The 24957-nt window shown below is 63.1% G+C and carries 21 protein-coding genes and 1 pseudogene; 11 read left to right on the forward strand and 11 right to left on the reverse strand.

Annotation, left to right across the window (positions count from 1 at the left end; translation table 11 throughout):
- Positions 1–8: 8 nt before the first annotated feature.
- The 5 genes from FA94_RS23580 to FA94_RS23600 all read left to right on the forward strand — a co-directional run bounded on the left by FA94_RS23580 (position 9) and on the right by FA94_RS23600 (position 6744).
- On the forward strand, positions 9–491 hold the full coding sequence (locus FA94_RS23580; protein ID WP_051980688.1) for a MaoC family dehydratase: 483 nt from the start codon (positions 9–11) through the stop codon (positions 489–491).
- 37 nt (positions 492–528) lie between these two features.
- Positions 529–1734, forward strand: a complete 1206-nt coding sequence (locus tag FA94_RS23585; RefSeq protein WP_035555830.1) for an acetyl-CoA C-acyltransferase — start codon at positions 529–531, stop codon at positions 1732–1734.
- A gap of 147 nt (positions 1735–1881) precedes the next feature.
- Entirely contained in the window at positions 1882–2907 is a 1026-nt protein-coding gene (locus tag FA94_RS23590; RefSeq protein WP_051980689.1) for a WD40/YVTN/BNR-like repeat-containing protein, read from the forward strand.
- Between the two features lie 108 nt (positions 2908–3015).
- Positions 3016–5520 (forward strand): efflux RND transporter permease subunit, encoded by a 2505-nt coding sequence (locus FA94_RS23595; RefSeq protein WP_035555832.1) that lies wholly within the window; start codon positions 3016–3018, stop codon positions 5518–5520.
- Positions 5521–5667: 147 nt separating this feature from the next.
- Positions 5668–6744: a 3-ketosteroid-9-alpha-monooxygenase, oxygenase component gene (locus tag FA94_RS23600; RefSeq protein WP_035555834.1), complete on the forward strand. Its 1077-nt coding sequence runs from the start codon at positions 5668–5670 to the stop codon at positions 6742–6744.
- 62 nt (positions 6745–6806) lie between these two features.
- Here FA94_RS23600 and FA94_RS23605 read toward each other — a convergent pair whose 3' ends face one another.
- The 7 genes from FA94_RS23605 to FA94_RS23635 all read right to left on the reverse strand — a co-directional run bounded on the left by FA94_RS23605 (position 6807) and on the right by FA94_RS23635 (position 15333).
- Complete coding sequence (locus tag FA94_RS23605; protein WP_051980690.1) at positions 6807–7634, reverse strand: tyrosine-protein phosphatase; 828 nt, start codon at positions 7632–7634, stop codon at positions 6807–6809.
- 853 nt (positions 7635–8487) lie between these two features.
- Positions 8488–9513 (reverse strand): 4-hydroxy-2-oxovalerate aldolase, encoded by a 1026-nt coding sequence (gene dmpG / locus FA94_RS23610; RefSeq protein WP_035555837.1) that lies wholly within the window; start codon positions 9511–9513, stop codon positions 8488–8490.
- Between the two features lie 9 nt (positions 9514–9522).
- Entirely contained in the window at positions 9523–10419 is an 897-nt protein-coding gene (locus FA94_RS23615) for an acetaldehyde dehydrogenase (acetylating) (RefSeq protein WP_035555839.1), read from the reverse strand.
- Positions 10420–10453: 34 nt separating this feature from the next.
- On the reverse strand, positions 10454–11236 hold the full coding sequence (gene dmpE, locus FA94_RS23620; RefSeq protein WP_035555841.1) for a 2-oxopent-4-enoate hydratase: 783 nt from the start codon (positions 11234–11236) through the stop codon (positions 10454–10456).
- A 100-nt stretch (positions 11237–11336) separates the two neighbouring features.
- The gene (locus FA94_RS23625; protein WP_035555843.1) at positions 11337–12728 is read right to left on the reverse strand and encodes a DUF1329 domain-containing protein; all 1392 of its coding nucleotides are present in this window, start codon (positions 12726–12728) and stop codon (positions 11337–11339) included.
- A 110-nt stretch (positions 12729–12838) separates the two neighbouring features.
- A complete protein-coding gene (locus tag FA94_RS23630; RefSeq protein WP_408304422.1) occupies positions 12839–14344 on the reverse strand; it encodes a DUF1302 domain-containing protein in 1506 nt (501 codons plus the stop codon).
- A gap of 197 nt (positions 14345–14541) precedes the next feature.
- Complete coding sequence (locus FA94_RS23635; RefSeq protein ID WP_035555847.1) at positions 14542–15333, reverse strand: SDR family oxidoreductase; 792 nt, start codon at positions 15331–15333, stop codon at positions 14542–14544.
- Positions 15334–15560: 227 nt separating this feature from the next.
- Here FA94_RS23635 and FA94_RS23640 point away from each other — a divergent pair, with 227 nt between their 5' ends.
- The 4 genes from FA94_RS23640 to FA94_RS23655 all read left to right on the forward strand — a co-directional run bounded on the left by FA94_RS23640 (position 15561) and on the right by FA94_RS23655 (position 18291).
- The gene (locus tag FA94_RS23640; RefSeq protein WP_051980691.1) at positions 15561–16439 is read left to right on the forward strand and encodes an alpha/beta fold hydrolase; all 879 of its coding nucleotides are present in this window, start codon (positions 15561–15563) and stop codon (positions 16437–16439) included.
- Positions 16440–16512: 73 nt separating this feature from the next.
- Positions 16513–17298 carry an SDR family NAD(P)-dependent oxidoreductase gene (locus FA94_RS23645; RefSeq protein ID WP_035555849.1) on the forward strand — a complete coding sequence of 262 codons (786 nt, stop codon included), beginning with the start codon at positions 16513–16515 and terminating at the stop codon, positions 17296–17298.
- A gap of 9 nt (positions 17299–17307) precedes the next feature.
- Entirely contained in the window at positions 17308–17700 is a 393-nt protein-coding gene (locus FA94_RS23650; protein WP_035555851.1) for a nuclear transport factor 2 family protein, read from the forward strand.
- Positions 17701–17766: 66 nt separating this feature from the next.
- A complete protein-coding gene (locus FA94_RS23655) occupies positions 17767–18291 on the forward strand; it encodes an acyltransferase (RefSeq protein ID WP_035555853.1) in 525 nt (174 codons plus the stop codon).
- Between the two features lie 227 nt (positions 18292–18518).
- On the opposite strand, the gene FA94_RS23660 is transcribed toward FA94_RS23655, so the two are convergent.
- Positions 18519–19520 (reverse strand): helix-turn-helix transcriptional regulator, encoded by a 1002-nt coding sequence (locus FA94_RS23660; protein WP_035562845.1) that lies wholly within the window; start codon positions 19518–19520, stop codon positions 18519–18521.
- A gap of 184 nt (positions 19521–19704) precedes the next feature.
- Between FA94_RS23660 and FA94_RS39925 the strand changes: the two are divergent.
- Both FA94_RS39925 and FA94_RS23670 read left to right on the forward strand, forming a co-directional pair.
- Positions 19705–20404: pseudogene (locus FA94_RS39925) on the forward strand (helix-turn-helix domain-containing protein).
- 502 nt (positions 20405–20906) lie between these two features.
- Positions 20907–21332, forward strand: a complete 426-nt coding sequence (locus tag FA94_RS23670; RefSeq protein WP_035555855.1) for a DUF3830 family protein — start codon at positions 20907–20909, stop codon at positions 21330–21332.
- 56 nt (positions 21333–21388) lie between these two features.
- On the opposite strand, the gene FA94_RS23675 is transcribed toward FA94_RS23670, so the two are convergent.
- The 3 genes from FA94_RS23675 to shiA form a co-directional block, all read right to left on the reverse strand.
- Positions 21389–21517 (reverse strand): MFS transporter small subunit, encoded by a 129-nt coding sequence (locus FA94_RS23675; RefSeq protein ID WP_035555857.1) that lies wholly within the window; start codon positions 21515–21517, stop codon positions 21389–21391.
- A gap of 10 nt (positions 21518–21527) precedes the next feature.
- Positions 21528–22931, reverse strand: a complete 1404-nt coding sequence (locus FA94_RS23680) for an L-lactate MFS transporter (protein WP_035555859.1) — start codon at positions 22929–22931, stop codon at positions 21528–21530.
- A gap of 354 nt (positions 22932–23285) precedes the next feature.
- Positions 23286–24605, reverse strand: coding sequence for a shikimate transporter (gene shiA / locus FA94_RS23685; RefSeq protein WP_035555861.1), 1320 nt, complete (start codon positions 24603–24605; stop codon positions 23286–23288).
- Positions 24606–24957: the final 352 nt, after the last annotated feature.

Raw genomic sequence — 24957 nt, forward strand, 5'->3', positions numbered from 1 at the left:
AGCGCGCCATGGCGGAGATCGACGACAACCCGCAACCCGCGTGCGTGTTCGCGCATCCCGGCGAACTGATCGCGGCGGTGGGGCAAACGCTCGGTGAAAGCGCGTGGCTGCAGGTCGATCAAACGCGTATCGACCGTTTCGCGGACGCGACGCTCGATCATCAATGGGTCCACGTCGATGCCGAACGCGCCGGGCAAGGTCCGTTCGGCGCGTGCATCGCGCACGGTTTCCTCACGCTCTCGCTGGTCAATTTCTTTTTGCCGCAAATCGTGCGCATCGACGGCGCGCGGCTCGGCGTCAACTACGGCTGCGACAAGATCCGCTTTCCCGCACCGGTGCGCGTCGGCGCGCGGATTCGCGGCGTCGGCCAGTTGCTGCGTGCCGAAGCGTTCGAGGGCGGCGTGCAGGCATGGATTCGCGTCACCGTGGAAATTGACGGCGAGCCCAAACCCGGCTGCGTGGCCGACACCATCAGCCGTTACTACCTGTAGCCATTCGTAGCAGTAGAACCCGTAGAGGAAATAGCTCATGAACGAAGCGGTCATCGTATCGGTTGCACGCACACCGATCGGCAAAGCGTATCGCGGCGTGTTCAACGATACCGAAGCGCCCGCGTTAGGCGGCCATGTGGTGCGTGCGGCCGTGGAGCGCGCGCAACTCGACGGCGCCGAGATCGACGACGTGCTGATGGGGTGCGCCGCGCAGCAGGGCACCCAGGGTTACAACATCGGCCGGCTCTCCGCGGCGGCGGCGGCCTTGCCGTCGTCGGTGCCGGGCATGGCGATGGACCGCATGTGCTCGTCGGGCCTGATGACGATTGCGAGCGCCGCGCAAAGCATTCTGTGCGGCGACGCGCGGATCGTGGTGGCAGGTGGCGTCGAATCGATCACGCTCACGCAGAACAAGTACAAGAACAGCTATCGCGCGCGCTCCGAAGCGGTGCTCGCGAATCAACCCGCCGCGTATATGGCGATGATCGAAACGGCCGAGGTCGTCTCGCGCCGCTACGGCATTACGCGCGAAGCACAGGACGAGTATGCGTTGACGAGTCAGCAGCGCACGGCGGCCGCACAAGCGGCAGGGCGCTTCGACGAAGAAATCGTTGCGCTCGACGTGCAACGCGCGCTGTTCGACAGGGAAGGCAAGCAGACGGGCAGCGAAAGCGTGCGCGCCACACGCGACGAGTGCAACCGCGCCGACACCACGGCTGAGAGTCTGGCCTCGCTGAAGCCGGTGTGGAGCGGCGGCGAAGCGGTCGCGCAAGGCGAGTTCATCACGGCGGGCAACGCGTCGCAATTGTCCGACGGCGCGGCGGCGGTGGTCGTGATGAGCGCGGCCGAGGCTAAACAGCGTGGCCTCGCGCCACTCGGTATTTTCCGCGGCCTCGCGGTGGCCGGTTGCGACGCGGACGAGATGGGCATCGGCCCGGCGCTCGCGGTGCCGAAGCTGTTAGCGCGGCATCGGCTCACGGTGAACGACATCGGTCTGTGGGAAATGAACGAGGCGTTCGCGTGCCAGGTGATTTATTGCCGCGATCAACTGGGCATTGCGCAGGACCGTCTGAATGTGAACGGTGGCGCGATTGCGGTGGGGCATCCGTTCGGGATGTCGGGCACGCGTATGACGATGCACGGTTTGCTCGAAGCGCGGCGGCGCGGCGTGCGCTATGTCGTTGTGACTATGTGCATAGGTGGCGGCATGGGGGCGGCGGCGCTCTTCGAAACAGCGGCGTAGATCGCAGATCGGAGCGTTGCATGGGATCGGAGATAAGTGCAGTGCATGGGACCAGAGTAACGCGCTGAAGCGCGAACTCTGGTCGACAGCTTTGCATGGGACCAGAGTAAGGCGCTAAAGCGCCAACTCTGGTCGACAGGAGACAACATGAAAACGACATTACCTGGCTTGCTGCTGTCGGCGGCCGTGCTCGGCGCGGCGCTGTTCGCGTTCTCGCCGCGCCCGCTACCGGCGTTCGCGGCGACGACGCTTCAGGCCGATCGTCTGCAGATCAATGGACTCGCAAAGGCCGGCACGCGACTCGTCGCGGTCGGCGAGCGCGGCGTGATCCTGCTCAGCGACGACAGCGGCGCATCGTGGCGGCAAGCTACGGTCGCGACCGATGAAGCGTCGGCGCTCACGCAAGTGTTCTTTATATCGCCGCAGATCGGCATCGCGGTTGGCCACGACGGCTGGATCCTGCGCAGCGTCGACGGCGGCGCGCACTGGAGCGAGGTCCATTTCGACCACAAGCATTCGGACCCGCTGCTGTCGGTGTGGGGCAACGCAGACGGCCTCGTGTTCGTGACCGGCAGCTTCGGCCAGCTCTTCGTTTCGCACGATGCCGGCGCAACCTGGGCTCAGCAAAAAACGCCCGCCGACGACCGCCATCTGAACGCGATTGCCGGCGACGCTAACGGCAACCTGATCATCGCCGGCGAAACCGGCACGCTATTGCGCTCCACCGATCGCGGCGCGACCTGGGAAAAGCGGCCGGTGCCGTATCAGGGCTCGCTATTCGGCGTGCTGAAACTGGCCGACGGTGACTGGCTCGCATACGGCATGCGCGGCAACGTGCTGCGCAGCACCGATCAAGGCGAGACGTGGACGCATGTAGATAGCCGCGTGGGCACGTCGTATTTCGGCGCGGTGCAACTGGCCGATGGCGAACTGGTGCTGGTGGGGCAAGGCGGCGCGATCGTCACGTCGCGCGACGACGGTCTGACCTACGCGGTGCGCAAGGTCGGCGGCGTGCAGAGTCTCGCCGCGGTGGTGGACGTGGGGCATGGCGAGTTGGCGCTGGGCGGCGAAGCGGGTGTGTCGCTGCTGCCGGTGTTGCCGACGTTGCCGAAGTCACCGCCAGCGTCTCCACCGCGTGCGAAACAGGCAGCGGCCAGCGCGCCGTCTTCCTGATCCCGCAGCCCAGCTAGCCAGTCGCCAGACGATCTTTCGCCGCGCGTTCGCCCGCCGTATCTCGGCCGCGTTCGCGGGGCATTCCGTTGCCTTGCCGTGAGAAGCCTCATGAACGCTCCGTCCCGTCCTTCTTCGTCCCGCGCGCCGTCGCGCCTGTCGCGCTTTGTCGAACGTTGCGCCGACACCATCATGCGGCACCGTCGCATTCTGCTGACGCTCTGCCTCGCGCTGACCGTCGCATTGGGTTGTTCCGCGACGCGCTTGCGGCTCGATCCCGGGTTCAACAAGATGATCCCGATGCAGCACCCGTACATGCAGGTGTTCAACCGCTACGCGAGCGCTTTTCCCGGCGCCAATACCATACTCGTGAGCCTGCGCTGGAAAGGTCACGGCGATATCTACAACCAGGCGTTCATGGACGACCTGCGCCACGCCACCGACGATGTGTTCTTCATTCCCGGCGTGAATCGTTCGCGGGTGTTCTCGCTGTTCACGCCGAACGTGCGCTACACGGAGGTGACCGAAGCCGGTTTTCGCGGCGACGTGGTGGTGCCCGGCCAGTTCAGCAGCGCGAATCCGAACGATCTCGCCACCGTGCGTCGCAACGTCGCGCGTTCGGGGCAGATCGGCCGGCTGGTCGGCAACGATCTGCATTCCGCGCTGATCCGCGCGGAGTTGCGCGAGACCGATCCGACCACCGGCAAGCATCTCGACTACGGCGCGGTAGCGCGACAGCTCGACCAGATTCGCGCGCGCTATTCGAATCAGGACGTCGAGGTCGACATTATCGGTTTTGCGAAACTCGTCGGCGATGTCGAGTCCGGTATTAGCGGGGTGATGGGGTTTTTCGCGCTGGCGTTCGTGATTACCGCCGGGTTGCTGCTGCTCTACACGCGTTCCATCAAGACCACCGCGCTCGCGCTGTTCGTCGCGTTGCTGCCGGTGGTGTGGCTGCTCGGCGCGCTGCCGGTGCTCGGACTCGGCATCGATCCGATGTCGATCCTCGTGCCGTTCCTGATCTTTTCGATCGGCGTCTCGCACGCCGTGCAGATGACGAATGCGTGGAAGCAGGCGCTGGTGACCGGCATGCCGCCGGTGGATGCCGCGCGCGACGCGTTTCGCAAGCTGTTTGTGCCGGGCACCGTCGCGTTGCTGACCAATGCGCTGGGCTTCATGGTGATCATGCGCATCCAGATCGAGATCGTGCGCGAACTGGGCGTGACCGCGTGCCTTGGCGTGCTGTTGATGATCATCACCAACAAGGTGTTTCTGCCGATTTTGCTGTCGTACACGCAGCTGGAAAAAACGACGTTGGCGCGCGCGCAGGCTCGCGCGGCGGCCGGGGGTAGCCGTCTGTGGACGCGTTTCGCGGTGTTTGCGCGGCCCGCGCCCGCTTTAGGCGTGTTCGTTGTCGCGCTGGTGCTGCTCGGCTTCGGCGCGAAGGCGTCGCGCGATCTGCAGATTGGCGACATTGGCTCCGGCGCGCCGGAATTGCGCGCCAACTCGCGCTACAACCTCGACAACGCGCGGATCACGAGTCAATACGACATTGGCGTCGACGCGCTCTCGGTGTTCGTCGAGACGATGGGTTTCGACGATGCCTGTCTGCACTATCCGGTGATGAGCGCGATTGAACGCTTCGAAATGGAGATGCGCGGCGTGGCGGGCGTGCAGTCGGTGGTGAGCGTGCCGTCGCTGGCGAAGATTTCGATTGCCGCGTTCAACGAAGGCAATCCGCGCTGGGGCGCATTGCCGCGTTCGAGTGATGGCTTGACCCAGGGCGCCAACGCGTTCGATCCCGACAACGGCATGAACACCGAAAACTGCCAGGTGATCCAGGTGTTGATTTACACCACGAATCACGAGGGCAAAACGATTGCGCACATTGTCGACGAGATCAAACGGCTGGCCGCGGAGGATCACACACCGAACGTGGCGTTCCGGCTCGGCGGTGGCAATGTCGGTGTGATGGCGGCGACCAACGAAGCCGTGGCCGATGCCGAAGTGGCGATGCTGCTGTCGATCTTCGGTGCGATCGCGCTGCTGTGCGTCGTGACGTTCCGCTCGTGGCGCGCGGTGTTGTGCATCGTGGTGCCGCTGACGGTGGTGTCGATTCTGTGCAACGCGGTGATGGCGTGGCTCGGCATCGGCCTCAAGGTCGCCACCTTGCCGGTGATTACGCTGGGCGTCGGCGTGGGCGTCGATTACGGCATCTATCTCTACGAACGTTTGCAGCATGAGGTGCGTGACGGCGCGAGCCTGCCGGATGCGTTCGCGGCCGCGATGCGCCAACGCGGCACCGCTGCGTTGTTCACGGCGGTGACGATGTTTATCGGCGTGGGCACGTGGGCGTTTTCCGCGCTGAAGTTCCAGGTGGATATGGGCGTGCTGCTCGCGTTCATGTTCCTCGTCAATCTGTTCGGCGCGGTGTTCCTGCTGCCGGCGCTGGCGGCCTGGCTCGGTGTGGAGCGTGCGGAGCGGCGTGCGGGTCGGGTGGAGAGCACCGGCGCCACCGTTGCCTCGCCTGACGGCGGCGCACGAGCGACTGCCGCTGCGGTGAAGGCGAACGAAGCCGCGACGTTCGAACACGGCAATTCGGCGCGCCAGGGCTAGCTGAAATACCTAGTCCGTCGAGACGATGAACGAAGCGATGGCGGCGTCTATCGTCAGGCGTAAGCGCGCGGGTCCGCGCGCGGTCCAGACAGACCTATGACGGCGGCGGGCTGGTGGCGCCGCCTTTTCCATCGGAGGAGATAAGAGATGTCCGCACGTCCCTACAAAATCGAAGCGCAACCGCTCGTGCAGCGCTATGCGCGCGGCTGGCATTGCCTGGGTCTCGCGAGCGACTACAAGGATGGCAAGCCGCACACGCTGAATATTTTCGGCCGGCGTCTCGCAGCGTTCATGGATTCGCACGGTCGCGTCAACGTGGTCGATGGCTTTTGTCCGCACATGGGCGGTGATTTGAGCGCCGGCCGCGTGGATGGCGATACCTTGGTGTGTCCGTTTCACGGCTGGCAGTGGGACGGCGACGGCAATTGCCAGTCGATTCCGTATTGCAAGCGGATTCCGCCGAAGGCGAAGATCGGCACCTGGCAGACTTGCGAGCAGAACCAGTTGCTGTTCGTCTGGCACGACCCGGAGGGCAATCCGCCGGACGAGGCCGTGACGATTCCGCGTATCGAAGCGTGCTTTTCCAACGACTGGTCCGCGTGGGTGGTGGACCGGATGGAGATCGGCACGAACTGTCGCGAACTGGTCGATAACATTTCCGACATGGCGCACTTTTCGACCGTGCATGGCGCGCCGGTCGATTACTTCGCCAACCTGTTCGAAGGCCACAAGGCGACGCAACTGCTGGTGGGTCGCAGCGAGCGCCTGGGCGACGACGAGCTGATTGCGCTGTCGACGTATTTCGGCCCCGCGTATCACATCACGGAAATGACGGGGCAGAGCGGGGGCCATCCGATTCATTCGATTCTGCTGAACTGCCATGTACCGACCGACATGAACAGTTTCGAGCTGCGTTATGGCGTGATGGTGAAGAAGGTGCCGGGACTCTCCGACGAGCAGAACATGGAGATTGCGCGCGCGTATGCGAAGCAGGCGCAGGCCGCGTTCTACGAGGACGTCGCGATCTGGGACACGAAGACGCGGATCGACAATCCGTTGCTGTGCGAGGGCGATGGGCCGCTGTATCAGATGCGCGACTGGTACTCGCAGTTCTATCTGGACGCGGCGGATGTGCGTCCGTCGAGCACGGCGCGCAAGGTGGTGGAGATCAAGGTGCGCGAGGGCGGTACGCCGCCGCCGTTGAGGCATGTGTTTGAGGCTTGAGGTTTGAGGCTTGATGATTGAACGGAGGGCGGTGCATGCACCGCCTTCTTTCTTTTGCGGGTTCAGTTCGTGATGGGTTGCGCGGGCGGGGTGAGATAGTTGGCGCGGATCTTCGCGATATCGATGTGGAGTACGTCGACGAGGTAGTGCTGCATGCCGCCGTATTGCTGGTCGATGACTTGCATGGATGCGCCGATGTAGTCGGGGTCGACGGTGAGTAGCGGGGCGACGACGTCGGGGGCGATGCCGAGTTTTTGCAGTTGCTCGGTGGCTTGGGCGTTGCTTGCTGCGTTGTAGCGGTTTGATTCGAGGTAGTTGGCGATTGTGGTGGGGCGGTCTACGCCGAGTGCGGACAACAGCAGGACTGTGGCGAAGCCGGTGCGGTCTTTGCCGGCGGTGCAGTGGTAGAGGATGGTTTTGTTGTCTTCGGCCAGTTTCAGGAAGTGGGCGAATTGGGGTTGGTAGTTGCTGGGGAACTGGCGGTAGAGGTTGAGCATGAAGTCGTGCATTTGCTCAGGGGTGGAGCGCTTGAGGAGTGGGATGATGGCTGAGGGCGCCAGGTTGCCGGCGAGGACTGGGTCGGATTGCCAGGGGAATTGTTCTGCGAAGGCTTTTTCTGATGGCTGTTTTTCGCTTGCGGCGCGGAAGTCTACTATTGCGTCGAGGTGCATTGCCTGTAGGGTTTTTATGTCCTGCTTCGAGGCTTGGGAGGGGTTGCCGCTGCGGTAGAGGCGGTGAGGGGTTATTTGACTGCCGTCTTTGGTCTCTATGCCGCCCAGATCTCGGGTGTTCTGGATCTTTTCGAACTTTATGTACTGGTCGGTGGGGTGCGCGTTCGCGCTGATTGATATTGTTAGCAGTAAGGTCGGTAGAAGTTTTGATTTGGGCATTTTTTTGTTCCTTTTAGAGAGGTGTTTTGCCTGCGTGGCGCTTCTTTTCTGGGCTCTCTTTGGTGTTGGCCTTTCCTTGTGTTCACGGTGGTCTATTAGTGATCCCCCTGTGCGGGGGGGCACCTACTTTTCTTTGCCTGCCGCAAAGAAAAGTAGGCAAAAGAAAGCGGCTCACACCGCCAGCTCTTAAGTGGGTTTCGTGGTACTCCACCATTAGTGGTGCATCTGGAATCCGTGCTCTCGCGCATTTGGCGTTAGTGACAAAGGCGTCATTCTTCCGGCGGCGCTTCGCGCGCCGCGGCGGTTGTTCAAGCAAGACCCCTGCTAAGTGGGTCTCCCGCGCAGCCACGGTAGTGGTGCATCTGGAATCCGTGCTCTCGCGCATTTGGCGTCAGTGACAAAGGTGTCATTCTTCCGGCGACGCTTCGCGCGCCGTGGCGCCTGTTCGTCAAATCGGCGGTCTTTACCGGTGGTGGCACCTGATTCGGCAATCAGTCTGGGCATCTAGCCGAGGCGAAGCCGAGGGCCCCCGCCGCGCGAAAACGAGCCGAGTGTTGCAAAGCCGACCGTTCCGCGAGCGCGTAGCGCGACGCGGGATGAATGACTGCTGTGTCACGAGCGCGGAGTGTGCGGGGGCACGGATTCCAGATGCACCACTACCGGTGGTAAACCACGAAACCCACTTAAGAGCTGGCGGTGTGAGCCGCTTTCTTTTGCCTACTTTTCTTTGCGGCAGGCAAAGAAAAGTAGGTGCCCCCCCGCACAGGGGGATCGCTAATAGACCACTAACAACACAAGGAAAGGCCAACACCACAGAGAGCACAAACAAGAAGCGCCGCGCAGGCAAAACACCTCAACCCGCCCGCAATTTAGCAAGCGTAAGCGCCGTATCTTCAATCATATCCTCCTGCCCCCCAACAAGCCTCTGCCTCCCAAGCTCAACCAGAATATCCCTGGCAGGAACCCGATACTTAGCCTCAGCCCGCTTAGCAAAAAGTAAGAAAGACGAATACACCCCAGCATACCCAAGCGTCAGCGCATCTCTATCAAGCCGAATAGGCGCATCCATAATAGGCACAACAAGATCCTCAGCCACATCGGAGATGCGAAACACATCCACCCCGGTATGAATCTCCATCCGCTCACAGACCGCGACAAACACTTCCATCGGCGTATTCCCAGCCCCAGCCCCAAGCCCGGCCGCAGCCGCATCAATCCGATTAGCCCCTGCAGCCACAGCAGCAATAGAATTCGCCACGCCCATCGCGAGATTGTGATGCCCATGAAACCCAAGCTCAGTCTCAGGACGCAACGCCTCGCGCACCCGGCTAATCCGCGCAGTCACATCGTCGGGCAACATATGCCCCGCGGAGTCGGTGATATAGATGCAATTCGCCCCATACGACTCCATCAGCTTCGCCTGCGCAACCAGCTCCCCAGCCGGCGACATATGCGCCATCATCAGAAAACCAACCGTATCCATGCCAAGCTTGCGCGCTAACCCAATGTGCTGCTCGGACACATCCGCCTCGGTACAGTGCGTCGCCACCCGTATCGTATGCACGCCAAGATCGTGCGCCATCCGCAAATGCTCGACCGTCCCAATGCCCGGTATCAACAACGCGGAGACCTTGGCCTGCTTCAACTCGGCAATCACCGCACTCAAATAAGCCTCGTCGGTATGCGCCGGAAAACCATAATTCACCGACGCACCGCCCAAGCCATCGCCATGCGTGACTTCAATCAACGGCACACCGGCTGCATCGAGACCGCGCGCAATGCCGCGCATCTGGTCCAGCGAAATCTGATGACGCTTCGGATGCATGCCGTCGCGCAACGTCATGTCGTGTACGGTAATTCGCGTTCCTGCTAATGACATGGTCGCTCCTTAGGCGGTGGTGGATGCGGCGAGCATCTGTTGGGCGAAGACTTCCGCCGTGCGCGCGGCAGCGGCGGTCATGATGTCGAGATTGCCGGCGTATTTCGGCAGATAGTCGCCGAGACCTTCCACTTCCATGAACACGGAAACGCGTCGGCCGTCGAATACGGGGCCGTTTTTCAGCGTGTAGCCGGGCACATATTGGCGCACCTCGTCGACCATCGCATGCACGGACGCGGTGATCGCGTCGACGTCGGGATCGCTCTTGGTCAAACAATGAATCGTGTCGCGCATGATCAGCGGCGGCTCGGCCGGGTTGATCACGATGATCGCCTTGCCCACCGCCGCGCCGCCAATCTGCTCGATCGCCAGTGACGTGGTGCGGGTGAACTCGTCGATATTCTTGCGCGTGCCGGGACCGACCGAACGCGACGACACCGTCGCGACAATCTCGCCGTACACCACGCGCTGCACACGCGACACGGCATGCACCATCGGAATGGTCGCCTGGCCGCCGCATGTCACCATGTTGACGTTCATCACCTGCTGGTCGTTCTGCGCGGCAAGGTTCACCGGCGGCACGCAGAACGGGCCGATTGCGGCAGGCGTCAGGTCGATCACGCGCACGCCGCGCGAGATCAGCTTGTCGGAATGCTCGCGGTGGACGTAGGCGGAAGTGGCGTCGAACGCAATGCGGATGTCGTCGGCGGCGAGATGCGGCAGCAAGCCGTCTATGCCGTCGGCGGTGGTCTTCAATCCCAGCTCGCGGGCGCGTGCGAGACCTTCCGACGCCGCGTCCACACCGACCATCCAGACCGGTTCGAGCACCGCGCTGCGGCGCAGCTTGTACAGCAGATCGGTGCCGATGTTGCCGGGCCCGATCAACGCGCATTTGATCTTGCTCATTCAATGCATCCTTTAGTGAAAGACGGTCAAGCAATCAGACGAAGCGCACCGAACAACCGCCGATGCCTTCGATATGCATCTCCAGCACGTCGCCGCCAGTAACAGGAATCAACGCCGCGAGCGAACCCGACAGCACGACCTCGCCGGCGAGCAGCGGCACGCCGAGTTCGCCGAGCGTATTCGCGAGCCACGCGACGGCGTCGGCGGGGTGGCCGAGCGCGGCGGCGCCGACGCCCTCCGCGACGCGCGCGCCGTTTTTGTCGAGCGTCATGCGGCAGGCGGCGAGATCCAACGCGTCGGGCGATACGCGCTCGTGGCCGAGCACGTAGACGCCGCACGACGCGTTGTCGGCGACCGTGTCGCCAATGCGGATCGCCCAGTCGCGAATCCGCGAATCGACGATTTCGAAGCACGCGCCGACGGCGTCGGTGGCGGCGAGCACGGCTTCGCGTGTCACGCCTGGGCCGCGCAGATCGTGTTTCAGGTAGAACGCGATTTCACCTTCGGCGCGCGGCGCGATCAGCGTGTCGATCGGAATCGCCTCGCCGGCGACGTAGTGCATGCCCGACAGCAAAATGCCGAAGTCCGGCTGATGAACGCCGAGCATGTTCTGCACGGCCGCGCTCGTCAGGCCGATCTTCTTGCCGACGACAGTCTCGCCCGCATCGATCCGGCGCGCGATGAAATGCTGTTGCACCCGGTAAGCGTCGGCGAGCGGCAAGCCGTCCGCGCGCGCGGAGAACGGTGCGATCGGCGCGCGGTCGAGCCAGGCGCGATAAAGCGTGTCGCCGAGTTCGGCGTGAAGGGTCGAGGTCATCGCAGTGTTGAATGGCTGGGTTAGAAGCGGGCCGTTGGCGTCACACACGAACTGAGTTGCAACGGCCCGGGCTCCCATGCGCCTGAAAGCGCAGGCGGGTTTAGTTGCCCGCGCCGCGAATCGCGTCGGGCGAGAAGTACGCTTCGGTCAGTTGCGAGCCGCGCGTAAGCACCGGCATCGGTTCCTGATTCGACAGACGGTCGGCGTAATAGGCGCCCGAAATCAGATCGTGATAGAACACCGCGGTCGAATAGAACGACCTGGCGTCGAACGCATACAGCGTCGGCGCGAGGTTCGTGCGCCACAGCGTGCCGCGTGCGTCGTAGTTGTCGGCGGCAACGGCATTCCATGTGTCTTCGTCGAGATACAGCACACGTTTCGCGTATTGATGGCGATAGCCGGACTTCAGCGTCGCCTGCAATACCCACACGCGATGCAGTTCGAAGCGCATGTACTGGGTATTCTCGTGACCCTTGGTCAGCAGATCGGTGTACTTGATCGACGGGTCCATCAGCTTGTAGTTGTCGTACGGCACGTAGACCTCGCGCTTGCCGACGATCTTCCAGTCGTAGCGTTCGCCCGAGCCGTTGAACAGGCGGTCGTCGTCGACGGTGCGGAAACCGCCGGGGCCTTCGGGCTGGTCGAAACCGAATTCGGGCGCCTGGCGCACGCGTCGCGTGCCGGGGTTATATGACCAGGTACGGCGCGTGTCGGAGCCTTCCTGGTCCCACATTTCATAGCCGGTGATAATCGTGCCGCGGTCGGACAGCGGCAACATGGTGGTCTGACGGAAGAAGCTCTTCGCGTTCAGTGCATTCTTCGGATCGAAATGGTCCGCGCTGCGCGGCCCGTAAATCGCGTATTGCACCTTGCCCCATGCAATATTGCCGTCCGGATAGACGACCGCCTGGTCGTAGGTCGCGGTTTCGCCTTCAATCGCCGACGCGAAGCGCAGATCCCACATCGCTTCCACGCCACTCTTCGGCACCGGGAACGGCGTGACCGGCGGGAAATCCTTCAGGCCGTTCTGGTCTTTCGTCATCGTCGTGTTCGGCGCGTACTGGCGAATGTCCTTGTACACGGCGTCGCCGTAGCTGAAATCGCGGTGGCTCGGATAGACCGGAATCTTGAACGTGTCGGGATATTTCTTCAGCAGCGCTTTTTCGCCGTCGGTCAAACGCGCTTCATATTGCTGCATGTTTTGCGCGGTAATCACGAAGAGCGGCTTCTCGCTCGCATACGGATCGGGGAAGCGTTGCCCCGCTTTATAGTCGACGCCTGGCGGCGTGCCGAACCATTTGCCGCTCCACGCGGGGATCGTGCCGTCGGCGTTGCCCGCGCGTTCGGCACCCATCGGCGTGAGGGGGCCTTCGAGTTTGGCGAGATCTTCCGGGCTGGTTTTGGCGAACGACGGGGTGCCTAATGAGGCAGCGAGCGCGGCGCCCACGGCGAACACGCAGACACGCAGGGCGGGATTGAAAATTCGACTCATGACCAAATCCTCTTGCAGTAAAAAGACGGCTGATTCAAAGGGTGATGCAGGTTCTGACGCACCGGCGCGTCATGTTGACGACGCGGGCCGGCGCGCTAAAGTCAGAACGGTCAGAACGAGTACTTCGCGGTGGCGAGTACATAGTCGCGATCGGCCAGCGGACGGTTGACCGGGTCCGGCGTGCCGAGGAACTTCGCGTAGACCAGCGCGAGCTGCAGGTTGCTCAGGCGCGTGAAGGTCACGCCGACCGTCACGCGGTGGTCGCCCACGCCGGTCATCGAACCGAGCGCGCCGGCTAGCGACGACTTGCCGGTGAAGTCGTCCGAGTAGGTGAGCGGCACGTCGACGTCCCAACCGTTGAAAACGTTCTTGTAGCTGAGCGTCCAGGCCACCTCGAACGCAGCGGCATTGCGCGTGTTGGCGAGCGTGGTGGAGCCGAGCAGCGGCGTGATGTTGCCGGCGTGAACATACGAGACTTCACCTACCAGCGTCTGCGAGGCGGCGAGGAAGGTCGGGCCGATCGAATAGATCGCGGACAGGTTCGATTGCCAGACGTCGCCGCGCGTGGACTGCGCGCCGAGCGGCGTGTTGACGAGCACGGCCGCGCCCTGGCGGTACGAGGTTTCGCCCGCGACGTTCACGCCGTTCAGATCGGTCGAGAAGCTCAGGCCGGTGAGCTTGATGTTGTCGAAGAACTTCTCCTGATACGACAGCGTGGGGAAGTACGTCGTCACGACACTGGGATTCATGTCGTTGTAGTGCAGGTAGTAAGCGCCGATCTCGGTGTCGCCGAGTACTCGCCAGCGTGCGCCGAGACCCCATTGGCCGCTATTGCCGGGACGACTGTCGGGAGCACGCGGGATCTGCACCCCGCCGGGTCCGATGATGTATTCAGCGCCTGGGCCGACCACGTCGGAATAGCTCATGTAGCTGCCCGGCGCACTCAGTTGATTCGGCTGGAACGAGAACTGGTAGTAGCCGAGCAGGCTGAAGTTCGGCGCGATCTGCCATTGCGTCGAGATCTGCGGCACCGGCAACAGAATGTCTTTGACTTCCGCGCCGGCGACGAACGATTTGGTCGCGTCGGCCGGGCCTTGCGCGCCCGCGATGTTCGGGAAGAACACGCTCTCGCCCCACGCCACGACCTGATCGCCGACCTTCACGTTCAGGCTCGTGCCGCCCAGTTTGAAGGTGTTGTAGACGTAAGCGGCGAGCAGTTGCGTGCGGCCGCCCGCCCAGTAGTTGGCCTGTTCGGTGAAGTTGTTGTACACGCCGCCGTGATTCACGGTGCCGGGCGCGTCGTTGTAGTTGGAGTGCTGATACGCCTGATCGTAGAACGTGTCGGCGCGGACGAAGACGCCCCAGTCGTCGTGCTTCAGGTTCACTTCGCCGAGCACGCTCACCTGGTTTTCAATCAGCTTGTTCTTGCCAAAATTGCGGTCGCCGTCGTCGCCGTTGATGTTCGCGGGCGTCAGCAGATTGCCGCTCGGCGCACGCGTGCGCATGCCCAGACCGTAACCGAGCGTGAAGGTGTAATCGAGCGTAGTGTCGACGCCGAGATTGACCGTGTCGCCCGCGTAAGCGGGTGCGACGGTTAGCGTCGCCGCTGTCAGCATGGCGAGTTTGCATGCCGCGCACACCGCGCGCAGTGCCGGTGCGCGCTCCTGTGTTCCGTTGATCTGCATCCTGTCTCCTCTGTGGTCACGTCTGAAATTTGTTGTGATCAGAGGTTAGGGGCCACGTGCAGGGCGGGAATCGTCAAAACGGACTAGTCGCTTGTCCTGGGGGGGCGCGGGCCGTGCGCGCGTGTGCTTTACGTGGTCGACTGGCGAAGCTGGCCGCTCGCGGCGAGAAAGGCCGGCACTTCGCCACCGCCTTCGAGAATCAGGTTGCTGCCCGATGCGTAGGTCGCGTGCGGCGAGGCGAGGAACAGGCAGGCGGACGCGATATCGGCGGGCTGCGCGAGGCGGCCGGCGGGAATCGTCGCGGTAATGCCGGCGAGTGCGTTGTGCGCGTCCGCCGCCGACGAGCCGGTGTGGCCGCTGGTGGCGGCTTCGGTTTCCACGAGACTCGGGCTCACCGCGCAGACGCGCACTTTCGGCGCCCATTCGACGGCGAGCGAGCGCACCGCATTGAGCAGGCCCGCTTTGGCCGCGCCGTAAGCCGCCGTGCCGGGCGACGCACGCAAGCCGCTCACGCTGCCGATGAACAGCAGTACGCCGCCTTCGCTTTGCCGCTGCATGCGTGCGTTGGCGCGTTGCGCGAGTTGCAGCGGCGCGAGCAGGTTCAGGCGGATCACCGCCTCGGTGAAGCGCGGCGAGGCGTCGGCGGCGAGTGCGAACGGCGCGCCGCCCGCGTTGTTGATCACCACGTCGAGGCGGCCGGTTTCGTGTTCGATCTGCGCGAGCAGGGCGTCGATCGCGTCGATGTCGCGCACGTCGGCGGCGATGAAACGGGAGGCTAAATCGGGTGCGTGTGCATCGGTGCGTCCGCACACATAAACCGTGGCGCCTGCTTCGACAAACGCCTGCGCGATGCCTGCACCGATTCCTTTCGTGCCGCCCGTCACCAGCACGACCTTGCCGCTGTAATCGAATCCCGTCATTGCCGCTGTCTCCATTCGTTCGTGTGGGGCCGATGGTAGGAGAAATGCGGCGGCGCCTCGTAGTCTGAAAAGACGATGCCGACGCTCGCCCGCGCGCCGATGATGGTTGCGCTGGTGATGTTCCTACCATCGGCCGCGCCGGAGAGCGCGGCGCGAGACCGCAACCGTGTTGCATGGACCGCAGTAGGCGCAGGAGCGCCGAGCCCGGTCGAAGGAGACAAGTGCGCATGACCGCAACGCCCACCGGCTTCCAGGAAGCCACACCGAAAGCCCGCACGCCTTCGGAAGCGCCCGTCGGGATTTTCACGGAGGCGCCCGGCGGCCTCACGCTCCATCACTTCGAAGCCGGCAGCGGCGCGCCCGTCGTGTTCATTCACGGCAGCGGACCCGGCGCAAGCGGCTTCAGTAATTTCAAACACAATTACCCGCGTTTCGCCGCGGCCGGACATCGGGCGATCGTGGTCGATCTGCCGGGTTACGGCGCGTCGTCGAAACCTTCGGACGCGCTCTATACGCTCGACTTCTTCGTCAAAGCGTTGCGCGCGCAACTAACCGCCAACGGCATCGGCCGCGCCACGTTGCTCGGCAATTCGCTCGGCGGCGCGATCGCGTTGCAATACGCGCTCGACTATCCGGACGACGTCGACAGTCTGATCATGATGGCGCCGGGCGGTGTCGAAGAGCGCGAAACGTACTTCAAAATGGACGGCATCCAGAAGATGGTGTCGCTGTTCACGAACCGGCAGATGAACCGGTTGACCCTGCGTCAACTGCTCGAAATGCTGGTCTACGACCGCAGCCTCGTGACCGACGCGCTGGTCGACGAACGCCTGCGCGTGTGCGAACAACAGCCGCCCGAAGTGCTGTCGACCATGCGCGTGCCGAATCTCACCGGACGTCTCGCCGAACTGCAATGTCCCGTGCTCGGTTTCTGGGGCAGCGACGATCGCTTCAATCCGGCCAGCGGCGCGATGCGTTTTCTCGAACACTGCGCCGACGCGCGCTTTGTGCTGATGAATCGCTGCGGCCATTGGGTGATGGTCGAGCATCGCGAGTACTTCAATCGCGAATGTCTGGAATTTCTCGCGGACAGGCGCGCCGCTTGAGGCATCCTGCAGGCTGCGGCGCTGCATAGATCGACGCGGTCCGGCAATCCCACTACAACACGAAGGAGACGGTATGGCATTTCCCCATCAACTGTTCGACATGAGCGGCAAGGTGGCCGCGATCACCGGCGGCGCGCGCGGCATCGGCGCACAAACCGCGCGCACGCTGGCGGCGGCCGGTTCGGCCATCGCGGTGCTCGACGTGCTGACGGAAGCGGGCGAGCAACTGGTCGCCGAGATCAACGAGTCGGGCGGCAAGGCGGCGTTCTGGAAGATGGACGTCACGCAGGAAAACGACGTGCAGCGCGTGTTCGGCGAAATCGCCGCGCGCTTCGGCCGGCTCGACGCGCTGGTGAATAACGCGGGCATTGAAGGCGCGAATCTGCCGACGCACGAAATGACGCTGCAGCAATGGCAGAAAGTCATCGACGTGAACGTGACCGGCGTGTTCCTCTGCACCAAGTACGCAATTCCGCACCTGCTGACCGCGGGCGGCGGGTCGATCGTGAATCTCTCGTCGATGTACGGGCTGGTCGGCGGACCGGACGTGCCCGCGTATCACGCGTCGAAAGGCGCGGTGCGTTTGATGGCGAAGACCGAAGCGATGCTGTACGCGACGCAGAACATTCGCGCGAATTCCGTGCACCCCGGCTTTATCCGCACGCCGCTGCTCGAAGAAGCCTTCGCCAAACTCGGCGACCCGGAGCAGATTTTCGCGCATATGAAAACGCTCGTGCCGCTCGCGAAGATCGGCGATCCGCAGGATATCGCGGCGGGCATCCTGTATCTGGTGTCGCCGGCCGGCCGCTATGTGACGGGCACGGAACTGGTGATCGACGGCGGCTACACCGCGCGCTAAGGAGGACGGATGAACACCAGTGAAACAATGAAGGCGCGTCTGCTCGACTATATCGAAGCGTTCAACGCGGCCGACGCCGCGCGCGTCGCGGCGCTGTTCGCCGATAACGCGACGATCGAAGATCCGGTCGGCACGCCGCTCAAGGAAGGCCGCAGTGAGGTCGACGCGTTCTACGCGTACGCGACCTCGGTGGGCGCGCGGCTTGAACTGATGGCGCCGCCGCGCGGCTCGCATGGCCAGAGCGCGTCGATCAGCTTTCGCGTGCATATCGCGACGCAGGACGGGCAGCCCGCTTATATCGACGTGACCGACGTGATGGATTTCGACGTCGCCGGCAAGATCGTGCGCATGCGCGCGTATTGGGGCGCCGACGATTACCACCTCACGGAGCGCGCGGCTTGATGCGCGGGCTTATGCGCTCAGGTCCGTGTTCACAGCCACACCGGCATTCACATCCGCATTCACGCCATGGCGCTCTTTGAGTTCAACGGCAAGCGGCCGCGCGTCGACCCGTCCGCGTATGTGCATCCCAACGCGGTACTGATCGGCGACGTGACGATCGGCGCGTGCTGTTATATCGCGCCGTTCGCGAGCCTGCGCGGCGATTTCGGCGCGGTGGTGGTGGAGCGCGGCAGCAATGTGCAGGACGGTTGCGTGCTGCACACGGGCGTCAATAACCACTGCTGGCTCGGCGTCGACAGCCATGTGGGTCACGGTGCGATCGTGCACGGCGCGACGCTCGAGCCGAACACGATGATCGGCATGCACGCGGTAGTGATGGACGGTGTGGTGGTCGGCGAGGCCAGCATCGTGGCGGCCTGCGCGTTCGTCAAGAAGGACTGGCGGGTGCCGCCGCGCGTGCTGGTGGCGGGTGTGCCGGGGCGCGTGGCGCGCCTGCTGAGCGACGAGGAGATTCGTGCGAAGTCGTCGGGAACGCGGATGTATCAGCAACTCGCGGCGGACTGTTTGCGCACGCTGCGCGAAGTGGTGTGACGGCGCGCGGTTCTGTGTTGCGCGCATGCCGCGCGAAATGGGCGTGCTACGTGTTGCCGCTTTGAACGCGCGGCTTTGCGGCCGGGCACCTTGCTGCCAGTGTCCGGCGAATTCGCCGCGGCCGACCCGCCAATCGGGCCGGCCGCGACTCTACCTGCTTCAGCTTTACTGCTTTACTGCTTCAGTACTTTATTGCTGTACTGCTGGTCTCCACCCGACGCCTGCCCCTACGACACATAGCCCTGCGCGACATTGATCAACTGCACGCGGTTGCGCACGTTGAACAACTGCCGCAAGCGGCGCAAATGGTAGTCGACGTTATGCGGCGACAGTCCAAGGAAGTACGCGATCTCCTTGTCCCGCTGTCCCTGCACGACCGCCCGCAACACCGCATGCTGCAACTCGCTCAGCGTTACGCGCCGCTGCTGCTCGGGCGCGAGACCGATCACGCTCTTCGCGTGCGTCCAGATGAATTCGTGGATCGTGTGCGCGAACATCAGCGTTTCGGCCACGATCGACTCCGTCATCCAGCGCGGGTTGCCGATCTCCGCGTTGAAGCACAGGCTGGCGGACAGCTCCGGCTCGGGCAGCGGCATCTGCGTGAGAATCCCGCTTTTACGGCCGGTTGCCTCCAGCATGTCGATCAAGCCGCCGAGCCGCTCGCTGCGCATTTGTGCGCGCGGCAGGTCGGCGCGCATGTCGGCCGTATTCCAGAGGAACGGCAGACCGGTCGGTGACGCCGACGCCACGCGCGGATCGAGCTCGAAATAACGCTCGCGAAAATAACGCGTGAGCCAGGTCTGCGACTCGTAGCTCGTCAGCACGAACATCGTCTTGTGATGCGCCGACGTGCGCGTAGCCGTATAGCTGAACGAATCGAAGCCCAGTTGCTTGATGCGCTGCCGCACAAATTCAATGCGGTCCTGCGCACTGCCAAAACGCACCAGCGGACTGATGACCGGCGCCGCTCGCCGTGCGGCGGGCGAGGGCGTGCCGATCTCCTCTTCGGTGAAGAGCGTGAGAAAACCGGTGGGCGCCGCGCCTGCCGCGGTACGGCTTGACGCCCTGGGTGCTTCGGCCGCGTGGGCCGACTTTCCGGGTTGTCGCGTGCCGGCCGGGTAAGCCGGTTGTGCGGACACCACGGAGTTGTATGCCGCCGGCGTATGCCCGGTTTCGCCTGACGGCGAGCCGGTCAGCCAATGCGGCAGCGCATCGCATTCGTGTTCCATGAAACGGTAGCTCCAGCGTTCGAAACGCGTGAAAGACGACAACCTGAATGATTAGCTATTTCCAAAAATTACGGTAGCCGGTTCCTTGCTATCATTTTTGATTTCTTGCTCCGATAGTTGACCGGCAACTCGGGTGTGGCGGGCTTCTTTCATTGGCATACGGCACCTCCTGGGAATAGACGTCATGGCACGAATTCCAAAGCTGACAACGACGCTCGCCGACGATCGCTACATGGCGGGCCAAAACCTGGTGTCGAGCGTCGACCGCCCGTGGCGGCATCGGGTGTTGCGCTCGTATCTCGAACCGAACGAGCAGGCACTGCTGGAGGCGCCCGGCTTGCAGGACCTCACGCCGATGAGGCTCGCGAGCGGCGCCGAGCATCTCGAACGCAATCTGAACGGACGCTAGGAGAGCGCGGATCTGCGGGTGGGCGACGTCTGGTTCGTGCCGCCCGTGCCGATCTCGCGGCGCTGGCGCTCGATCAGCGACGCGCCGCTGTCGACCGTTCACCTGCATATCGAGCGCAGCCTGATCGACAGCGTCGCGCTGGTGCCGCGGCGGATTCGCCGTGTGACCGACTACATTCGCGCGAACCTCGTCGGCGATCTGGCGATCTGGCGATCTGGCGATCAGCGAACTGGTCGCGCAGGCCGGGCTGAGCCGTTTTCATTTTGCGCGGGTGTTTCGCCACGAGACCGGCGAGACGCCGCATCAGTTCGTGGCGCGTTTACGGCCCGAGGAAGCGGCGAGACTGCTGCGCGCCACCGATCAGACTGTGCTGCAGATTGCTCTTACGGTTGGTTTCGAGAACGCCAGTCATTTCTCCGTGCAGTTCAAGCGTGGCTACGGCGTGACGCCGCTTGCTTACCGGCTGCGCGGCTGATGGTACGGATTGCGCGGCGGCAGGGGTGACCAGCGGGCCGGCAGACAAAGTTCGGGTCGCCGCCGACGCTTAAGTAAACTAGTTGAAGGCGCCGGATATCAACCGGTGTCGCCGCCGGGCGGCATGACGATTTTGCGCTGCCGCACCGCGCTGCCGCCATGAGTGTGGCGGCGGGCCGTGGGTCGCTCACCGGGGCAAGCAAGCCGATGAATCGTCCTGAGGGTAATCACGCACCTTGCGCAGTGTGCTGTGCATTGCGCGGCTTGCAAACTACGAACTTTCGTGGCCGAGGATGCTTGAAGCTGGCATGGGGCGGGCGTCCCACGATTTAGGCCGCATAGCGGACACGTCGCATCAACTGGTCCAACTGGCCTGACCAGATGGCGGGCAACTGTATCTGTCGAAGCCTTGCATCGGACGACAGAATAGGCCGCCTGCAGCATGGCCCCTTTGCCTGCGTCCGACCGACCCTTTCATCAACCGTCTCACCGGATATCTAGCGATGACCCGACTCCGAATCACCTCCTGCGGCCACGTTTTTACCGCCGAAACTCATCCCGACGCGCCGGCAACCGTCGCCGCTTTTCTGAAGCTGCTGCCGTACCGTCAGAAGATCATTCACGTGCGCTGGAGCGGCGAAGGCTGCTGGGTGCCGCTCGGCGATTTCAAACTCGAGAACGACGGCGCGGCGGTCGGCTTCGAGAATCACACGAGCCATCCGTCGGTTGGCGACATTCTGTTTTACCCCGGCGGCTATAGCGAAACCGAGATCATTCTCGCGTACGGTTCGTGCTGTTTCGCGAGCAAGATGGGGCAGCTCGCGGGCAACCATTTCCTGACCATCGTCGAAGGACAGGACAAGCTGCGTGAGCTCGGCACCAAGGTGTTGTGGGAAGGCGCACAGGACGTGCTGTTCGAGAAGATCTGAACGCGCGATAAAGCGCAACGCCCCGCGTGTGAAAACGCGGGGCGCCGGGATGCGACTTAGTGGAACAGCTTCATCGCTTGCGTGAGCGTGTTGAACACGCCCCACGCGAGGGGCAACGTCACATACAACCAGAACACGGCGAGCTTGCCCTTGTTGGTCGGATGCGCGGTTTGAATGGTCGACATGCGAGTCTCCTCAGGCGCCTTTGGCGAGTTGTGCGTCGGTCATGTGGTGCTTGTCGTCCACACGCTTGACCAGCAGATTGCAGACGAAGCCGACCACCAGCAGCACGGCCATGATGTGAACCGTCATCGTGTAGGCATCCGCCTTGGCCACGCCGTGCGCCACTTCATACGCGCGGATGTAGTTCACCAGCACCGGACCGGCCACGCCGGCGGCCGCCCACGCCGTCAGCAGACGGCCATGAATCCCGCCCACGAACGCCGTGCCGAACATGTCCGCGAGATACGCGGGCACCGTGGCGAAGCCGCCGCCGTACATCGTCAGAATCACGCAGTAGGCGAGCACGAACAGTGCGATCTGGCCGGATGCCGCAAAGCTCGGCACCAGGTAGTACAGCACCGCGCCGAGCGCGAAGAAGATGAAGTAGGTGTTCTTACGGCCGATCCAGTCCGATGCCGACGCCCACACAAACCGGCCGCTCATGTTGAACAGCGACAGCAGGCCCACGAAACCGGCCGCCGCGGACGCGGTGACCGTGTCCTTGAAGCTCTCCTGAATCATCACCGACGCCTGGCCGAGAATGCCGATGCCGGCCGTCACGTTGAGGAACAGCACCAGCCAGATCAGATAGAACTGCGGCGTCTTCAACGCCTGATCGATGTGCACGTGATTGCGCGAAATCATCTTTTTCTGATTGGTCGCGGGCGGCGTCCAGCCGGCCGGTTTCCAGTCCGCCGGCGGCACGCGGATCGCGAGTGCGCCGATCGACATCGAGATGAAATAGGCAATGCCGAGCACCACGAACGTCTCGGCCACGCCGATGCTGGTCGCGCTCTGGAAGTGCTTCATCAACGCCACCGACAACGGCGCGGCGATCATCGCGCCGCCGCCGAAGCCCATGATCGCCATGCCGGTCGCCATGCCGCGGCGGTCCGGAAACCAGCGGATCAGCGTCGACACCGGCGACACGTAACCGAGCCCGAGCCCGATGCCGCCGATCACCCCGTAGCCGAGATACAGCAACGCGATCTGATGCAGATGCACGCCGAGCGCCGACACGAGGAAGCCGCCGCCGAAGCAGCACGCTGCGGTAAACATCGTGCGGCGCGGGCCGACATGTTCGAGCCACTTGCCGGCGAACGCCGCCGACAAACCGAGGAACACGATCGCCAGCGAAAAGATCCAGCCGAGCGAGGTCAGCGTCCAGTCGTCGGCCGTGGATTGCGTGATGCCGATCACTTTGGTCAGCGGTCCGTTGAACACGGAGAACGCGTACGCCTGGCCGATACAAAGGTGGACGGCGAGTGCTGCGGGCGGAACCATCCAGCGCGAAAAACCCGGTTTCGCAACGGTGGCCTGTTTGGAAAAGAAGGGGGCAGAGCCTGAACTCCCGCTCGGCTCGGTGATGCTACTCATGGTCGGTCTCCAGTTACGAATTCTTTGTTATCGGCTGCCATACAGAATGCTTTAGGTCTCACGGCGTAAAAATTACAGGGTTGTAGGGCGTCAATATATGTATTTGTATTTCATATGACGTAGGCAAATCCTGGAGCGGACCCGCTTCGTGGAACGATAGGTCGCGAAGTATGCGTTTGCAATATGAGATAGAAAGACATAAGGCATTAGCCTGGTGAAATGCGACCGTAATCTGTCGAATTGCGGCGGCGCGCGGTAGAAACCCGCGGAACGCATTACCGGATGCCCAAAGCAAACGGGCCGGCGGTGGCAATAACGCCACGCCGGCCCGGCTCGACAGTGAAAAGGAGCAACTCAGGCGATGCCGCGTCCCGTCTTCATTTTTGCGGCAACAAGTACCGAGATCAGGCAGCCGCCCGCGAGATACGCGGCCACCGGATGCCACGAGCCGCCCGCAAAGTTGACCAGCGCGACCGCAATGAACGGCGTGAAGCCGCCGCCCACCACGCTCGCCACCTGATAGCCGACGCCCGCGCCGCTATAGCGGTACTCGGTGCCGAACAGCTCGGTGAACATCGGCTGCTGCACGCTGACCACCATGTCGTGCGCGACGTTCGCGAGCATCACCGCGAAGATCACGATCCAGACCGTCGCACGTGCTTCGAGCGCGAGGAAGAACGGCACCGCGCTCAGCATGCCGATCAGCGCGCCGATCATATAGACGCGACGACGGCCGCAGCGGTCCGCGAGCAACGCGAAGCACGGAATCGTCACGCAGCTCAGCGCGCCGACCAGCAGGCCGATGGTGAGGAAGAATTCGCGCGGCATGTGGAGGTTCGCGGTCGAGTAGTTCAGCGCGAAGGCGGTCACGATATACATGGTGAACAGTTCGGCCAGACGCAGCGCGATGATCAGCAGGAACGCCTTGGGATGCCGCAGCAACGCCTCGACGATCGGCAGACGCACGCTGCGTTCGCCGTGCTGGCCGACCTTCTCGACGAACTCCTTCGACTCTTCCATGCTCGAGCGGATCCACAGTGCGATCAGCACCAGCACCACGCTGAACAGGAACGGCAGGCGCCAGCCCCAGTTCAGGAACGACGCGTTGTCCATCGAGCGGCTGATGATCGCGATCAGCCCGGTCGACAGTACGAGGCCGACGCCGTAGCCGACCTGCACGCCGCTGCTGTAGAAGGCCTTCTTCTTCTCCGGCGCGCTTTCCACCGCCATCAACGCCGCGCCGCCCCATTCGCCGCCCACCGCGAAACCCTGAATCGCGCGCAAGGTCACGAGTAGCACCGGCGCCCACCAGCCGATCGTTGCGAAGGACGGCAGCAGGCCGATTGCCGCGGTGGATAAACCCATCATCATCACGGTGAGCACCAGCATGCGCTTGCGTCCGAGCCGGTCGCCGTAATGACCGAACACGAAGCCACCGAGCGGCCGGAACAGAAAGCCGACGCCGAAGGTGGCGAAGGCCGCGAGCGTGCCCATCGCCGGGCTGACCTTCGGAAAGAACTCGGCGTTGAAGACCAGCGCGGCGACGATGCCGTACAGCAGAAAGTCGTACCAGTCGACCACGGCGCCGATGAAGCTGCCGAGCGCGGCCTTGCGGGCCTGGCTGCGTGCCGTGCGGTTATCGGCCGGCGCGGCCGTCGGAAGGGTAGTGCTCATGACGGTGTCTCCTGGAAACTTTCGAGCTGCTGTGAGGTGGCCGGCGGCGTGGCCGCGGTTGTCACATGGCAGGATTTCCCCGAAGGTTAATGATGCGCGACAGATCTCACAATCCGCATTGAAGGCAAATTGCGCGATTATCGGACACTACTGCGCGCATAGCGCGCGTTTTGCGCGTTTACACCGAGCGTGGACCGAGTGTCGACCGTTTGAACGGCGGGGGCGAACCATCGGCGATTCCCGCGTGCTACCTTGAGGATGTCATCTTGAAAACAACAATCGCTGATATACTACATACGGAATATTGATAAATGCGGCGCTGCAGCATATGATTGAGGCATTCGATTACTCA

The organism is Burkholderia sp. 9120 (assembly GCF_000745015.1).
Classification (GTDB): Bacteria; Pseudomonadota; Gammaproteobacteria; order Burkholderiales; family Burkholderiaceae; genus Paraburkholderia.